The 15,491-nt window shown below is 36.3% G+C and carries 17 protein-coding genes and 1 rRNA gene; 1 reads left to right on the top strand and 17 read right to left on the bottom strand.

The window, feature by feature from the left end; all coding sequences use genetic code 11:
• Positions 1–114: 114 nt before the first annotated feature.
• From rsmA to metG, 5 genes are all read right to left on the bottom strand, one after another.
• Positions 115–996 (bottom strand): 16S rRNA (adenine(1518)-N(6)/adenine(1519)-N(6))-dimethyltransferase RsmA, encoded by an 882-nt coding sequence (gene rsmA, locus VK91_RS20215; RefSeq protein ID WP_048395444.1) that lies wholly within the window; start codon positions 994–996, stop codon positions 115–117.
• Entirely contained in the window at positions 989–1,555 is a 567-nt protein-coding gene (gene rnmV / locus VK91_RS20210; protein ID WP_048395443.1) for a ribonuclease M5, read from the bottom strand. Before rnmV ends, rsmA begins: the two co-directional genes overlap by 8 nt.
• 220 nt (positions 1,556–1,775) lie before the next feature.
• Positions 1,776–2,987 carry a G5 and 3D domain-containing protein gene (locus tag VK91_RS20205; RefSeq protein ID WP_048395441.1) on the bottom strand — a complete coding sequence of 404 codons (1,212 nt, stop codon included), beginning with the start codon at positions 2,985–2,987 and terminating at the stop codon, positions 1,776–1,778.
• A 135-nt stretch (positions 2,988–3,122) separates the two neighbouring features.
• A complete protein-coding gene (locus VK91_RS20200) occupies positions 3,123–3,893 on the bottom strand; it encodes a TatD family hydrolase (protein WP_048395439.1) in 771 nt (256 codons plus the stop codon).
• A 252-nt stretch (positions 3,894–4,145) separates the two neighbouring features.
• Entirely contained in the window at positions 4,146–6,137 is a 1,992-nt protein-coding gene (gene metG / locus VK91_RS20195) for a methionine--tRNA ligase (RefSeq protein WP_369700629.1), read from the bottom strand.
• Positions 6,138–6,471: 334 nt separating this feature from the next.
• On the opposite strand from metG, the gene VK91_RS20190 reads away from it, so the two are divergent.
• Positions 6,472–6,750: an AbrB/MazE/SpoVT family DNA-binding domain-containing protein gene (locus VK91_RS20190; RefSeq protein WP_004229214.1), complete on the top strand. Its 279-nt coding sequence runs from the start codon at positions 6,472–6,474 to the stop codon at positions 6,748–6,750.
• Between the two features lie 234 nt (positions 6,751–6,984).
• Here VK91_RS20190 and rsmI read toward each other — a convergent pair whose 3' ends face one another.
• The 12 genes from rsmI to rrf form a co-directional block, all read right to left on the bottom strand.
• Positions 6,985–7,860: a 16S rRNA (cytidine(1402)-2'-O)-methyltransferase gene (gene rsmI, locus VK91_RS20185; protein ID WP_048395435.1), complete on the bottom strand. Its 876-nt coding sequence runs from the start codon at positions 7,858–7,860 to the stop codon at positions 6,985–6,987.
• A complete protein-coding gene (locus VK91_RS20180) occupies positions 7,857–8,120 on the bottom strand; it encodes a GIY-YIG nuclease family protein (RefSeq protein WP_004229219.1) in 264 nt (87 codons plus the stop codon). The genes rsmI and VK91_RS20180 overlap by 4 nt, the downstream gene beginning before the upstream one ends.
• Positions 8,104–8,853 (bottom strand): tRNA1(Val) (adenine(37)-N6)-methyltransferase, encoded by a 750-nt coding sequence (locus tag VK91_RS20175; protein ID WP_048395434.1) that lies wholly within the window; start codon positions 8,851–8,853, stop codon positions 8,104–8,106. The genes VK91_RS20180 and VK91_RS20175 overlap by 17 nt, the downstream gene beginning before the upstream one ends.
• A gap of 63 nt (positions 8,854–8,916) precedes the next feature.
• Positions 8,917–9,273, bottom strand: a complete 357-nt coding sequence (gene yabA, locus VK91_RS20170; protein ID WP_004229222.1) for a DNA replication initiation control protein YabA — start codon at positions 9,271–9,273, stop codon at positions 8,917–8,919.
• A 27-nt stretch (positions 9,274–9,300) separates the two neighbouring features.
• A complete protein-coding gene (locus tag VK91_RS20165) occupies positions 9,301–10,116 on the bottom strand; it encodes a stage 0 sporulation family protein (RefSeq protein WP_048395431.1) in 816 nt (271 codons plus the stop codon).
• Positions 10,109–11,113: a DNA polymerase III subunit delta' gene (gene holB, locus VK91_RS20160; protein WP_048395429.1), complete on the bottom strand. Its 1,005-nt coding sequence runs from the start codon at positions 11,111–11,113 to the stop codon at positions 10,109–10,111. The genes VK91_RS20165 and holB overlap by 8 nt, the downstream gene beginning before the upstream one ends.
• A gap of 143 nt (positions 11,114–11,256) precedes the next feature.
• Positions 11,257–11,697: a YaaR family protein gene (locus VK91_RS20155; protein WP_004229228.1), complete on the bottom strand. Its 441-nt coding sequence runs from the start codon at positions 11,695–11,697 to the stop codon at positions 11,257–11,259.
• Positions 11,698–11,806: 109 nt separating this feature from the next.
• Positions 11,807–12,136, bottom strand: a complete 330-nt coding sequence (locus VK91_RS20150; protein ID WP_004229230.1) for a cyclic-di-AMP receptor — start codon at positions 12,134–12,136, stop codon at positions 11,807–11,809.
• Between the two features lie 277 nt (positions 12,137–12,413).
• Positions 12,414–13,043, bottom strand: a complete 630-nt coding sequence (gene tmk, locus VK91_RS20145; RefSeq protein ID WP_048395427.1) for a dTMP kinase — start codon at positions 13,041–13,043, stop codon at positions 12,414–12,416.
• 17 nt (positions 13,044–13,060) lie between these two features.
• On the bottom strand, positions 13,061–14,494 hold the full coding sequence (locus VK91_RS20140) for an aminotransferase class I/II-fold pyridoxal phosphate-dependent enzyme (protein ID WP_048395426.1): 1,434 nt from the start codon (positions 14,492–14,494) through the stop codon (positions 13,061–13,063).
• 269 nt (positions 14,495–14,763) lie between these two features.
• Positions 14,764–15,174, bottom strand: coding sequence for an SRPBCC family protein (locus VK91_RS20135; protein ID WP_048395424.1), 411 nt, complete (start codon positions 15,172–15,174; stop codon positions 14,764–14,766).
• Between the two features lie 131 nt (positions 15,175–15,305).
• Positions 15,306–15,421: ribosomal RNA gene (gene rrf, locus VK91_RS20130) — 5S ribosomal RNA — on the bottom strand.
• Between the last annotated feature and the right edge of the window lie 70 nt (positions 15,422–15,491).

The following is a 15,491-nucleotide window of genomic DNA, read 5'->3' as shown; positions in this document are numbered from 1 at the left end:
AAAAATGTCAACAAAATATAATATTTTATCAGCCTCTTATAAATCTTGTCAACTTATTTTTTATAAAAAAATATATATTTTTTTACATATCCGAAAAATTGTTAACAAAAATTTTTACTTTGCAAATACAGGATGCAGTGCATCAGCTAATTTCCCAAACTCTTGAATTGAAAGTGTTTCTCCACGGCGAGTTGGCTCAATATTTGCTAACTCTAATGCCTGTAAAATTTGATCCTTTTGTGCCTTTCCATTAGGTAAACCAGATTGCAGGTTATTATAGATTGTTTTTCTTCGCTGCACGAATGAAGCACGCGTTACAACAAATAAAAAATCCTCATCTATTACTTTTACTGGTGGTTCCTCATGCTTAATAAGGCGAATTACTGCAGAGTCGACGTTAGGTTGCGGCATGAAAACGGTTTTTGGCACTGTCATCGCAATATCTGCTTTCACGTAATATTGTATTGCAATTGATAAAGAACCATATTCTTTCGTCCCTGGCTTAGCTGTTATACGGTCTGCTACCTCTTTCTGCATCATCACAACAAAACCACGGATCGGTAATCGGTCATTGAGTAACTTCAGTAAAATTGGGGTCGTTACATAATACGGTAAATTTGCTACAACCATAATATCATCAATACCTGGCATCTCATCTGCAATTACTTTCTCCACATCTGCCTTAAGTATGTCAGAGTGAATAATAGACACATTATTATATGGACTAAGCGTATCTTCTAGTACAGGTAATAAACGTTGGTCAATTTCAAAGGAAACTACCTTTTTAGCGCTTCTCGCCAAATGCTCAGTTAATGCCCCAATCCCAGGACCAACTTCAATTGCGCCACTATTCTCAGTTAAATTGGCGTGACTCACTATATTTCTTAAAATGTTCGGGTCAATTAAGAAGTTTTGACCTAAACTTTTTTTAAATGAAAAACCATACTTTTTTAATATTTCTTGTGTTCGAATTGGTGTAGCAATATCCTTATGCATCATTTTCCTCCTGATCTAACTGTGCGATAGCCGCACCAAATTGCTCCTCTGTAATCTGAAACATTTTCAATCTTTTATGAAGTTGTTTACCATTTGTAGCACCTATATTTAAAATTTCCCCTAGTCTATCACGACGCTGCTTTGATTGTGGATGTCCAATTAAACGAGCAGTCATTAAATCTTCCAGTGTAATTACCGCTTCGTTTAGCAACTCATGTGTAGGGGTATAGACATGTTGTAGTGCTTCACGTATATCCTCATCAGCAGCATGCTCAATCCCTAACCCTTTACCGTTTTTAGCGATCGTTTTCGCTTTTGGTAAAAAGGCATGCTTCACCCCTTTTACACGCTCCTCGATAATGGCGCGTATTCGACGTCCTGGATAGTCTGGATCAGTAAATACGATAACTCCACGTTTTTCTTGGGCGTGCTGAATTCGCTTTAACGTTTCTTCAGAAATTGCAGATCCATTCGTTTCTATAGTATCTGCTTGTACAGCACGTTTAATAGCTGTCGTATCATCTTTTCCTTCAACAACAATAATTTCTTTAATTTGCAAAAAGGCTCCTCTTTTCTATCTACCTTATCTTCTGACCATTTTACAACTGCTCTATACGATTTGTACAGGAATACAAGGTTCAGATGAGCTTATCTTATTCAACTTTCTCTCTACATACCTACAACATCATTTGCTAAAAAAATAATAAAGAAGCCTTCCCGCCAGTCAAAACAGGAAAGCTCCATTTGTGAAAAACATTTTGATTAATTTTACAATTTTTTTAATTTAATACTTTAACGCGCACTTTCTTACGTCCCCAGTTACGTGCTTGGGCATCTGTTTGTACAAGTATGTCAATCTTATTACCCTTAATTGACCCACCAGTATCCCCAGCTATAGCAGTTCCATAGCCTTCTACCCAAACCTTTGATCCTAACTTAATAACAGAAGGGTCAACTGCGATCACCTTCAAGCCAGAATTTGAACGTAGGTTTATACCAGTTGCTGATGTACCAGTACAACCGTTGCAATATGGTGTATATGCTGTTGCCGTTACATAAAATTCTTTTCCGTTAGTAGGCTCTGCTGAACCACGTGACACAGTTGCTGCACTTGCAACAATTGTTTTTGTGCCTACAGCAACCACTTGTTTCTTCGGCTCTTTTAAAACTTTCTCAGATTGTAGGTTTTTTGCCACAACCTTACCGTTTTCTTTGACAACCTCATACGTACGAGAAATCGAACCCTTCTCGCCCGTTGCTACTACTTTTTGTTTCCCCTTTTGCAATGAAGCATCCTGCTTCTTTTCAACTGCGAAATCTAAAGAGTCTTCCACTACATCGATAACCTTTTCTACGCGAACTACTGTGATTTTACTCTCCGGAGTAATAACGTTCTCCAGGTTATTTTCGACACGATCGAATTCATTTAGCTGAATTCCTTGTTGTTTTAAAAAGTTAGCGACCGTAGTCGAAGTGGACCATACTTGTCTTTTATTTACGCCATCGACAAGCGCTACTTGAAACGCTTTTTGAATATCGATTTTGTTTTCTGCTCCTAGTTCAGTATCTAGACCTTGCGCTAAAGAGTCATGTTCAGATACTTTAATATTTGCTTCCTTCAAAATGTCCTTCACAAGTGTTTCAGTTGTCCAAACTTTTGACTGATTTCCATCAACTGAAATAGTTACTTCTTTTGCCTGTTCCCATGTAATTGCTAATCCATTAACAATTTTGGTGTTCAGAGAGGGTGAAATTTTGTCATGCTCTGCTATATCTATATTTTGATTTTGTAATAATTGTTCTACAGTTTTGGCATGTGTTGATACTTCGATTGTTTCTCCATTTGCTTCAAGCTTAACGGATTTTTTCGTACCTTGATAAAGCACGAAAGAGATTACAGACACAAACAGGACAAGTGAGATAATTCTTATCACTGTTTGCTTACTCCTCAATGATCCTAAGAACAAGTTTTTCATGGAATTATTTGACATGAAAAAACGCCTCCTTAATACAAGGTTGGATTATACGGACTAGTTTTGGCACTGTCAACCCGAAAGTATTTCTCTGAAAATTGACTTCTTGTTTTTTGCCAACCACAAACCCTGTATTGGAGGCATCTAAGCTAGTTAATTGTCAATCCCAAAAAAATTTTTCGCATTGGCTGTAGTTGCTTGTGCAATTTCCTCAATTGTCAACCCTTTCAAACGTGCGATTTCCTCAGCAACTAAAGGCACGAAAGCGGGTTCATTGCGCTTACCTCGATGTGGATGTGGAGCTAAATAAGGAGCGTCTGTTTCAATCATCAAATGCTCAAGAGCTATTTCTGTAGCTACTTCCTTTGGTAGACGTGCATTTTTAAATGTCACTGGTCCCCCAAGACTAATCATAAAATTCATTGCTATACATTCACGCGCTGTTTCTACACTTCCACTAAAGCAGTGCATAACACCCCCTACGGATGCAGCATTTTCTTCACGTAAAATTTGTACAACATCACCTGTTGCATCCCTATTATGAATAACGATTGGTAAATTGATCTTTTGAGCTAATTGAATTTGCTTGCGAAAAAGTTCCTGTTGAACGTCTTTTGGAGACTTATCCCAATAGTAGTCCAATCCCGTTTCACCAATGCCAACTATTTTTGGATGTGAAGCTAATTGCTCAATCCACTCTAAATCTTGTTGAGTACAATCAATAGCGTCTACTGGATGCCAGCCAATGACACCGTAAACAAAATCATATTGCTCTATTAATTGCATTGTTCTCTCAATGGTTTTACGGTCGAAACCAATAACTACCATTCGTTCTACTTTAGCTTCAAGAGCTCTATCAATCACTTCTTGAAGATCTTCCTCATACTGATCTGCGTTTAAATGTACGTGTGTATCTATAAACATCTTCATTCTCCTAACATTGATTTTATTAAAATTTATTATTTCATATTTTTCGTGATCATTACAATTTCATTACAAACTATTCGACATTGTGACATTCCACTTAATCGACATTACCACAAGTAGTTCTTAGGGCCCATAAAACCAAGTTTTTCACGCATCGTAAATTATATCAAAATAATTTAATCCCGATTTCTCTAACAGATTTGAAAAGCCTGCTGAATAATTCATATTCAGCAGGCTTCCTTAAGTTCATTACTTTACTTTTGCACCATTTTCAAGTTTAGGATCAACTGATGCTAATTTTAAAATTCCATCTTTCTCACCAGCTAAAATCATTCCTTGTGATATTTCACCACGTAATTTTACTGGTTTTAAATTTGCTACGACAATCACTTTTTGACCTATTAAATCATCTGGTGTATAAAATTTCGCAATACCTGAAACTACTTGACGTTGCTCATATCCTAGATCAACTTGTAGCTTTAATAATTTATCTGCTTTCGGAACAGTTTCACATGCAGTCACAGTAGCTACACGCAAATCAACTTTCATAAAATCATCAATAGTAATTTCAGGAATTTCTGGATTTTCTTCAGTTTTTGCTACCTTTTTAATTTCTTCATCCTGTGGTGTTTTCACAGACCCACGCATTTCCTCACGAATATAAGTAATCTCAACCTCATTTTCTAAGCGTGGGAAAATCGGTATCCCTTTTTCTACCACTTTAATGTTTGCTGGAATAGTATTGCCGAATGTTGCAATTGTATCCCATGCTAAGAATTTGTCATCTAATCCTAACTGATCGATCATACGTTTAGGAGTTGTTGTCATAAATGGTTGCAACATGACAGCGATTTGGTGTAAGCTTTCTGCCAAATTTCGCATAACTGCACCTAATTTTGGCTTGTCTGACTCTTCCTTTGCTAACACCCATGGTTGTGTCTCATCTATATACTTATTTGTGCGTGAAACAAGCGTCCATAAGTCAGCAAGAACGACACTAAATTGCATTTTTTCCATACTTTCTTCATATTTAATACGTACCGACTCAGCTTGCTCTTTTAAAGCTGCATCAAATTCTGTCGGTTGAAGATTTTCTGTCGGAATAATACCTTCAAAATATTTATTAATCATTGAAATTGTACGATTTAATAAGTTCCCTAAATCATTAGCCAGATCAAAGTTTGTACGTTCAATAAATGATTCTGGTGAAAATACCCCATCAGAGCCAAATGGTAATTCTCGTAATAGGAAATAACGTGTCGCATCTAGACCATAACGCTCGATTAACATTTCAGGATAAATTACATTGCCTTTTGATTTAGACATTTTACCGTCTTTCATCATAATAAAACCATGAGCAAATACCTTTTTCGGTAATGGCAAATCTAATGCCATTAAGAAGATTGGCCAATAAATCGTGTGGAAACGAACAATATCCTTGCCAACTACATGTACATCTGCTGGCCAATATTTATTGAATAATGATTCATCTTCTGATAGATAACCTAAGGCTGTAATATAATTCGTTAATGCATCAACCCATACATAAATAACATGCTTTGGATCTCCTGGTACTTTAATTCCCCAGTCGAAGGATGTTCTTGATACCGATAAATCCTCTAGCCCTGGTTTAATGAAGTTGTTAATCATTTCATTTTTTCGTGATTCTGGCTCAATGAATTCAAGGTTCTCTTCATAATAAGCTAATAAACGATCTGCATATTTCTTCATATTAAAGAAGTACGATTCTTCTTTAACCTTATGCACCGGACGACCACAATCGGGACAGTTCCCGTCAACTAGTTGAGTCTCAGTAAAGAATGATTCACACGGTGTACAGTACCAGCCTTCATATTCACCTTTATAGATATCACCATTATCTAAAAACTTTTGGAAAATCTTTTCGACAGCTTTCGTATGTCGATCCTGCGTTGTTTGAATAAAGTCATCATAAGAAATATCCATTAAACCCCAAAGTTTTTTCGCAGCATCGGCAATTTCATTTACATAATCTTGAGGATGTTTACCCGCTTCTGCTGCTTTTTCTTGAATTTTTTGGCCATGTTCGTCCATTCCTGTTAAAAAGCGTACATCATAACCTTTTAAACGTTTATAGCGTGCAATAGTATCAGATGCTACTGTTGTATATGCCGTACCAATATGAAATTTCCCACTTGGATAGTAAATGGGTGTTGTTATATAGAATGTTTTTTGTTGTTCACTCACAAGAACTGCCTCCATTGTTTTACAATATACTTTCTATTCTAACGAAGTACGAAATTCGTTTCAATGAAAGTTTATTAAACGCGAAAATTGTCGAATAATATATTTAATCCATTAAATGACTTAAATAAGAACCTTTTTTACTATTAACAAAAATATTTATTAAAAACCTTTTAAAAAAATTAAAATACCTGCATTCTTCTCAAAAAATTTTTTTAAAAACCATAATATTAGTGCATTAATTAATTGACGTTTATGGCATTACTTGGTATGATAACTATCAGACAAAGAAATAATGTCGAAATTTGACGAAATACCAATATAACTTTTATAAATTAGGAGGAAATCTATTATGAAATCAACAGGGATTGTTCGTAAAGTCGATGAGTTAGGTCGTGTAGTAATTCCTATCGAGTTACGCCGTACGCTAGGTATTGCTGAAAAGGACGCTTTAGAAATCTATGTGGATGATGATAAAATCATCTTAAAAAAATATATGCCTAATATGACATGTGCTGTTACTGGTGAAGTTTCAGATGATAACTTCCGTCTAGTTGGAGGCAAATTAATTTTAAGTCCAGAAGGCGCAGAAATGTTAGTTAAAGAAATTCAATCTAACTTAAAAAAATAATTAGTTACTCACCTAAATCAAAACAGTGATTTAGGTGTTTCTGTTTATTAATATAACCAATTTCTTAACCCCTTATAATGTCCATGTCAGACCTTTCTATTTAAGGTTACTATTATTTACAATTATTATCAATTTAAAATTGTGTCTCAAAATTATTACTTTTCAACTTATAAGTTTCGGCGTCATTAACTAAATAAAAATAAAGAGCTACCCTAATAAGGTAACTCTTTACTATTATTCACTATGATATTCATTATAAACATCTCGCTTTGCCACTTGCCTTAACTTAGCTACTTCTTTAATGGCTTCTTTTGAAGATACATTCGATTGATTGATAATGAAATCAACATGTTCAACAATGGACATGTTTTGCCAATAGGCTTCTTCATGATCTTCCTCTTCTACACAGCTATTACCTTCAAGAACAATACAAAACTCTCCTCGTATTTCTTCAGTTTGTGACCATTCTACTGCTTCAGACAAAGTACCTCGTAAAAACTCTTCAAACTTCTTTGTCAGCTCTCGAGCTAAAACAATACGACGTTCCCCGAGTATAGCTTCCATATCTTTTAATGTATCCTTTAAGCGATGTGGTGCCTCATATAGTAAAATCGTTTCTTGGCGTTTTTTTAATTGTTCTAATTGCTGGCGACGTTCCTTTTTTCCGCGATTCAAAAATCCATAAAAGAAAAATGGCTGTGGCGATAACCCAGATGCAATTAATGCTGAAATTGCTGCATTAGGCCCTGGCACTGGTACAACAGAAAAGTTTTGGGCAATTGCTTTTTCCACTATATCTGCACCTGGATCAGAAATACAAGGTAAACCTGCATCACTTACTAATGCAATTGTTTTTCCTTCTTGTAGTAATGTTAATAATTTTTCTCCACCTACGGCTATATTATGCTCATGGTAGCTGATTAGTGGTGTGTCAATCTCAAAGTAGTTACACAGCTTTTTGGTGTTTCTAGTATCTTCTGCAGCGATAATATCTGCTTCTTTTAAAATGCGAAGTGCACGCACACTCATATCCTCTAAATTACCAATAGGTGTTCCTACCAGATATAAACAACCTGTCTGATCGTGTATTGTACTTTTTTGTGATTTCACGATTCACCCCTCCTTATATAATTAATTTTCTGTGTTCTTGTTAATTGCTTAAAGGCATATTCAGCACGCATTGCTTCTTGCTTTGTCTCGAATATTTCTTTGTAAATACATTTCACTGGACCTCTAGCTCTTGTATATTTTGCTCCTTTACCAGCGTTATGTACAGCAACACGTTTTTCTATATTATTTGTATACCCTGCATAAAGAGTTTGATCAGCACACTCTAACACATAAAAGTAGTGATTATTGCTCTTTTCCATAAAGAATTTCTCTCACTTCTGTCGTGTATTCATTATTGGCATCATAAACATACAACGGCGGCAGAATTTTTAAATCAGGCTTTCCATCTTTTATTCCTTCTATTAATAATGTATTAGCCTCTTTCCCTTCCTTCGGATAAATGAGCTGCATCCGTTTAGGCTCTAAGCGATTTGCTCGCATAGCTGTCACAATATCTAATAATCGCCCAGGTCGGTGAACAAATGCGGCCTTGCCCCCTTGCTTTAATAATTTACTTGCGGATTGAATCGCTTCTTCCAATGTTAAATACAATTCATGGCGTGCAATGGCATGATGCTCACTAAGATTTTTATCACTCGCTTCATGTGCTAAAAAATAGGGTGGATTACAGGTAACCACATCATACTTTTCAATGCCAAGTTGTTTTGGTATTTCTTTAACATCTCCAAGAATCATTTGAATTTGCTGTTCTAGCTGATTGTAACGGATACTTCTCTCTGCCATCTCAAATAAACGTGGCTGAATTTCTACGCCTGTTATCTTTCCCTTTGTACGTGCACTTAAAAAAAGTGGAATCACACCATTTCCTGAGCATAAATCAACGATTTTTCCCTTATGATAAGGAATACTGACAAATTTCGAAAGCAATACTGCATCTAATGAGAACGAAAAGACAGAGGGACTTTGAATAATACGTAAATTCTCAGCCAACAAATAATCTAACCGCTCGTCACCTTTTAGCCATTTTTCCATGCTTACTCCTCCTACGCTACAAAACAAAAGACTGACACCACCGTAGCGGGAATCAGCCTTTTATTACACATTTTGTTTATTTAAAAATGATAGACAGAACAGACAATCCTCACCCTTACGTGAACTTCCAAAATGAACATGGCAAACATGGAAGCCCTCTTGGTAGAGGCGAGCTAAGTTATCATATCCCTCACCAATATCTAGCGGACTCTCTTTCTTTACTTCAGCAGCTTGTACGGAGTTTGTATTAGAAAGTAGTTCTTCTAGACGTGTACGTAGGTGATGATTTTCTGTTTCAAGCGCCTTATGCTCTTCCATCATTAACGCTACAAATTGTTTCAATGCACCAAATTGCTCCTGCATTGCTTCGAGCTGTTGTTCGAACTCCATAACGGTATCTAAGAAATTACGGTCCTTCACCCAAGCCACCTCGTTAAATTCTCTATCTTAAATAAGATTTTTTTCGCATGCTAGCAGTTCTTCTAGTGTATACTCAACTGTGCGTTCCTGCTCATGTAAATATACTTGAATAAGTCTTTCCAGCACATTTAGCCCTACTACTTTCCCACGGCCATCTGGTGTCATTGTTATCTCACCAACATCTGGCATGCCCTCTTTTGCTTCTTCATATTCATCATTTTCATACTTTAAGCAACACATTAAACGTCCACAAAGGCCAGATATTTTTGAAGGATTTAATGATAGGTTTTGATCTTTAGCCATTTTAATCGAAACGGGCTCAAAATCACCCAAAAATGTGGAACAACAAAGCATTCTACCACATGGACCGATACCACCTAAAAGCTTGGCTTCATCACGCACACCAATTTGACGAAGTTCAATACGTGTTCTAAAAACCGAGGCTAAATCTTTTACTAGATCCCTAAAATCAACTCGTCCTTCAGCTGTAAAGTAAAAAATAATTTTATTACGATCAAATGTATATTCAACATCTACAAGTTTCATTTCTAAATTATGCTCTATAATTTTAGTACTAGCGAGCTCAAATGCACGCTTTGATTCCGCTGCATTTTCCTCTACTTGTATACGATCACGATCATCTGCTGGTCTAAGTACTTGTTTTAGTGGTAATACAACATCATTATCACCCACAACTTTTTGAGGGACAACTACTTTTCCATACTCTACACCGCGGGCTGTCTCTACAATAACATATTGACTATCCTCTAGTAGAAATGATGCCGGATCAAAATAATATATTTTACCCGCCTTTTTAAAGCGGACTCCTACTACATTATACAAATGTATATCCCTCCTGCAGATTTAGCATTAACTGCTCCATCAATAACGTCCTATTCATGTTACGCTGTAAAGAGGCGCGTGCTTGTAAAATAGATTCCATCTGATTTGATAATCTTTCATAAGTGGAATATAACGCAACTTCTTTAAATAGTGGTAACATGTCTGGATAAGTACAAGCTGCCTCGGGATTAGCTTTTATTGACACTATATCACGGTAAGCAAATAGTAGTAAATCCAATGCTTGCTCCATCTCGCTTTTTTCTTTAAAGTGAGGCAACCACTCTTCATGCACAATAAGCAATGCTTCATGTACATTTTGCCGAATGGCCTCTACTAATTTTAACACTGTTTTTCGAGCGAGTGCAAACTGCTCATCATTTGCTAAAAATATCGCTGTTTCGAGCTCATTTGTCATCATGCTTACTGTTGAGGCCATTGAATGTGAAATATTATTTTCCTGTAAATGCTTCAACAAAACATGACGTGGCATTTTTTGAAATTTGATATGTTGACAACGAGAACGGATAGTTGGAAGAATTGACTGCATTTGCTCAGTTAGTAATATGGCAGTTACTTCTCCTTCTGGCTCCTCTAAAAATTTAAGTATCATATTTGCAGAGGCTGTATTAAGACGGTCTGCATGATGAAGCACATAAATCTTACGTCCTTCTTCTACACCCACCATTTTCATTTCTCCGATGAGTTCTCGCATCTGATCAATTTTTATGAATTGACCATCTGGATAAATTTGATGAATATTTGGATGATTTCCCGAATCTACACGTTTGCAATTTCGACATGTTTCACATGGAACATTTCCACTTGGTTGCTCACATAACATTAATTTGACAAAAAAGTGCATAATATCTGCCTTGCCTGTCCCTTTTTCGCCATCAAAAATATATGCATGTGCTAATCTATTCTTGTCAAATATTGTTTGAAGCTGCTTCATTACGACTGGTTGCAGTGTGAGTAGCTCTTCAACATTCTTGGCCATACATTTAAATTCCTTCCTGTCTCTACAACAAAAGGTGATACTTTCTTGCACTCTTGTAAAGATTACAGTTGTTTACTTTATGGCGAGTAGCCACATCAACATTTGAAAAAAGCCCGCGCCTAAATGAGAACGAGACACGGGTTTTACATATATAAATTAATTAGTAAGCCTTTAATTTCACCGATTTTATCAAGAAGATCTATTGCTTCTTTTTCTTCGTCTAAGAGATCCTGTGCAAGCTCGACAAGACGTGTATCAATGGTTTCAATGATTTTCAGACGTCTTCCTTCACCAAAACGATTCCAGGTATGTGATTGTTTTAACTCCATACCATGTTCTACTGTCTCTTGTAGAAATCGTTTAACAAGCATTTTAAACCTAGCAAGTTCTCGTAAATTACGTGATCTAGCTACTCGGTCCCCTGCAGTAGATATATCTCCTAACAAACGCGTGAGTTGTTCTGTTTGCAGCTTATTACCTTGCTTGACGACCATATCTCCAAATCGGTTATTTTGATTATTATTTTGTAGTGGCTCTTTGCGATTTGTATTTAACCCGACACGTATATCTTGATTAATCTTCAAGCTGGTTTCGCCCCCACAATTTTCATCTATTTCTCCTATGCATAATCGATTTTAAATAAAATGTTTAATAGTAACAAATAATCAATGATTTAGCTTCGGAGGCTACTTTTTAAAAATGATGGAATTGTTCAATCGGTAAAACAAATACGGTAGCTCCTCCCACCTCTACCTCCACAGGGTAAGGTATATAGGAATCAGCATTTCCTCCTAACGGAGAAACGGGTGCAACCATTTGCTCTCTTGCCCGACAATTATCCCGAATAATATCTAAAAGTTTGGGTATGAGAGAGTCTTCAGTTCCTATAAGAAATGTCGTATTTCCTGAACGTAAAAATCCTCCTGTGCTCGCTAATTTAGTTGCGCGAAACTGATTTTTCGTTAAAGCATTTGATAAGCGGCTGCTATCCTGATCTTGCACTACAGCTACGACTAACTTCATTCGCACTCACCCCTTTTATAAAATTCGCCTAGATAGATTTCAATTCTATACTTAATCTTAGTTCATCTGTTGAACTAGAGGAACATCATCATGTTGATACAAAAACTCTATAAGAAAGTTTTAAAAGAGACATCTACAAGGTTCCCTAAACACATAATGTATCTTACACGAAGGTGTGTCTGACCTAATAGGTACTTCGACAAATGTTGCCCTCCTAGTGAAGATAAATTAATGGATAGTATCATTATATCACATTGTTGTAGACAACTTCATGCATTTACTGCATTGCTTCCAATAATAATAACCATACATCTTCCACAACATTTTCAATATCTTGATCTGCATTAACTACACGTATTCGCTCTGGGTACTGCTCTACTAATTGTAAATATCCTTCACGTACCTTCTGATGAAACGGCAAGCTTTCAACATCTAAGCGGTTTACTTCCCGATTGCCAGTTGCATGAATACGCGCTAAGCCAACCTCTGGAGCAAGATCAAATAGTATGGTCACGTCAGGTAATTTCTTCCCAATAGCAAATTCATTAATAGAAAGCACCTCATTGACACCTATACCTCTTGCATATCCTTGATAAGCTAAAGAGGAATCGATAAAACGGTCACATATCACTAACTTCCCTGCATCTAAGGCAGGACGTACTTTCTCAAAATAATGCTGGCTTCTTGCTGCAGCATATAACAATGCTTCTGTTCGTTCATCCATAGCAGTATGTGCAGGATTCAAAATAATCGTTCTTATTTTTTCTGCAATCTCAATTCCACCTGGTTCTCTTGTTGCTAGAACTTCAATATTATTTTTTGTTAATCGCTCTGCTATCATTTGAATGACCGTTGTTTTTCCTGCTCCCTCTGGTCCTTCAAATGTAATAAATAAATTGCTATTCATGCTGTTATTGCCTCCAACTATTTAATAACCTGAATCATTTTTTCTGCTAAACGATGATTCCCCTGGAATGTTGCACCTGCTGCTAGTAGCTCTTCCAATTGACTTAACTTAGCTACTGTTATTCTTTCTCCTGGTACTAATAATGGTATACCAGGTGGATAAGGAATGATCATATTCGCTGAAATTCGCCCCATTGTACGCATATATGGTAACCATTCTTTCTTTAATGATGCAACCTCATTAAAGGTATATATAGGCTCAGTAATCGGTACAAAATGATAGGCTGTTTGAGAAGCCGTTATGCTATCTGTTTTAGCTGTGTTTAATAGCGTTGTTATGGCCTCTTTTATACGAACCCTGATTTCAGCAAATGGGTAGGTATGTCCCTGCTTCAGCAAAGGTAACACAAATAAAACCTGATTGGCATCTGCAAGTTCCCCATATACATGCTTTGCCTCTAATGCCTCCTGTAATTGAAAGCCACTATAACCATTAACACGTAGCAATACTTTAAGTGGATCATCTACTTCAATTACTTCTAATGATCCAATTGCTCGTAATGCATCTACCCATTGATTCTTTTTTTCTATTATATATGCCCCATCACTCTCCATATATGTCTGTACATAATAGCGAGCATCATCTAATGATGCTAATAATAAGTAAGATGGACTACTAGATTGTAACATGCGTAAGTAATGATGTATTTTGTCAGCCTCTATCAATTCCGACTTAACATGCATAAAAGAGGCCATCGTCATAGCAGGTAAAGTTTTATGAGCTGATTGAACAACAACGTCTGCACCAAGTGTCAATGCGGATGGCTGAAATAGCGTACATGCATTAAAATGAGCGCCATGTGCTTCATCCACCAATACAGGTATTCCCTTCTCATGACAATAAGCAATTTGTTGCTGTATTTCATTCGAAGTCATCCCATAATAAGTAGGATATGTTAACACTACTGCTTTCGCCTCTGAATAATTTTCTACGGCTTCTTTTAAATCTCTATAAGTTACATGTGTCGCCGACATTGTCCGTTCATCCCATAGCGGCGACACAAAAATTGGCTTAGCCCCAACAAGTTCAATAGCATGGAAAATTGATTTATGTGCATTACGCTGAACAATAATGGTATCATCTTTGTTACAAGTAGCATAAATCATTGCTAAATTTCCAACAGTAGACCCTCCTACCAAAAAGAAACTCTTCGTTGCTCCATATGTATCTGCCAATAAATTCTCGGCTTCTAATATCATTTCCTCAGGGTAATGTAGATCATCTAATCCTGATAACTCAGTTACATCATAACGCATTACATCCTTAAATGCTTGTGGAAGGTGGGACAGTTCACCATGCTTATGACCTGGGACATGAAAAGAAATATTTTGTTGCTGTCGAAAACGTTCTAACCCTTCTATAATTGGTTTTTTCTTATGCAAAACAAACACCCATTTTCGTTAGATTCTCCTTTAATTATACGAAATTATAAGGAGAGAAAAAAGCTATCCCTCCGCATAGTAATCCACTTTTTATTTAGTAACAAACCTTTTCATCAAAGTTAATCACAGCTTGATGTCATTATCATTGACGCCTCACTCAAAAAAAGAGTCATCTATACCTAAACCATCATTTTTGTAGCAATAAGAGTTGCTTATTAAAATAAAACCGATTATTGCTGTTATCTGTAATAATCGGCTCACCACTTATTTTCATATAACTAGTCTTGTAATGCTTGAATGGCCATTGCTTCCACTAATTGCTCAATCAGCCGAGGTACAAAATTATCTAATACTGGATTCATCATTCCTGCTAAAAATCCACTTGCTTTCATTGTTAAATTACCAGTCAGTTGTGGTGATTCATTTTGATTTTGTATGATTTCAAAAGAACCATTACCATTTATAGGATCAGATAAACCCTCTAATTCAAACTGTATTTGATGAGCATCTGATTTGTTTACTTTAAGTTTTACTTTAACAGCTTTCTGAATTATACCAAAGTCTCCTTGGAAGACCCAGATCATATCGTCTTCATTTAGTAATTCGTGATGTAAGTAACCTGGTATTAAAACAGCCCATTGTTCTTTATTATGAATAAAACCCTCTAATTTATTTTTCTGTACATTGATTACCTTACTATATTGTCCTGTTGCCTTTCCATTGCACCCCTTTGAATATTTTGATCACTCTATTAAACTTTAACATTTTCTAGATTTCAAAACATACAAAAAAACCACTGATTTCTCAGTGGTTACTTTTTGCCTAGCGACGTCCTACTCTCACAGGGGGAAGCCCCCAACTACCATCGGCGCTAAAGAGCTTAACTTCCGTGTTCGGTATGGGAACGGGTGTGACCTCTTTGCCATCATCACTAGACTTTTTATTTAATTGAAAGATTTATTCTTTCAAAACTGGATAAACGGTGCATTGAATGTTTCAAACGTTT

The organism is Lysinibacillus sp. LK3, assembly GCF_001043675.1.
GTDB classification, from domain to species: Bacteria; Bacillota; Bacilli; order Bacillales_A; family Planococcaceae; genus Lysinibacillus; species Lysinibacillus capsici.
The sequence above is the reverse complement of the archived record's forward strand: the minus strand, read 5'-3'. Positions and strand labels throughout refer to the sequence as shown.